This is a genomic window from Streptomyces sp. NRRL F-2664 (assembly GCF_000719345.1).
GTDB lineage: Bacteria > Actinomycetota > Actinomycetes > Streptomycetales > Streptomycetaceae > Streptomyces.
The window spans coordinates 1-737 of the sequence record NZ_JOFX01000281.1 but is presented as its reverse complement, the minus strand read 5'-3'; the positions used below and the strand labels follow the sequence as shown (position 1 = coordinate 737).

Genomic DNA, 737 nt, shown 5'->3' with positions numbered 1-737 from the left:
GGAGCGCAGGGTGGTCTCCCACTACAACAGCCTCCACCTCCTGACCTCCCAGCAGGTCTACACCTCCGCCCTCGGCGACCGCACCGCCGGGGAACTGGTCCGCGGCTACAGCTGGCAGGACGGCGACTCCCCCGCCCCTCCGCCCCGGGATGCGGAGCTGCCCGCGGACTGGGCGCTGCCGGTGCGCGAGGCCAGCACCGTCCACAACAGCGTCGGCCAGAAACGGGAAGTGGCGACCGCCGCCGCATACGACGCCTACGGGCGTGCGGTGAAGACGGTGGACGAGACGGGCACGGTGACCGAGACCGTGTACGACCCTGAAGAGGGTGCTGCCGGGCTGGTCGTGTCGCAGAAGACCACCGGCCGGGACGGCAAAGTCCTGCAGGAGACCTCCAACACCCTTTCCGCGGACCGGCGCACGGTCACCGGGACCGTCACCCGGACCGCAGACAGCGCGGGGAAGCTCGCCGCCCGAGAGCAGACCACATTCGGGTACGACGAGTACGGGCAGCCTGCCTCGCAGACGGTCTCCTGGGCTGAGGGCGCGGGTGGGGAGGGGCGGGGTGAGGGGCCGGGCGAGCTGAGGACTGAGGTCAGCCGGACCGTGGAGGGCGGGCGTCTGACCGAGACCGCCACGGTGGCGCCGGGCACGGACGCGGAGACCTCCGCCTCGCGGGTGGTGGATCTGGCCACCGGCGCCGTGCTGGAGGAGATGGGGCCGGGCGGGCGGGTCGTCT

General features: G+C 72.7%; 1 protein-coding gene. It reads left to right on the top strand.

The features are described from left to right. On the top strand, positions 1–737 hold a 737-nt coding region (locus tag IF89_RS39455; protein WP_158718154.1), incomplete at both ends, for a hypothetical protein.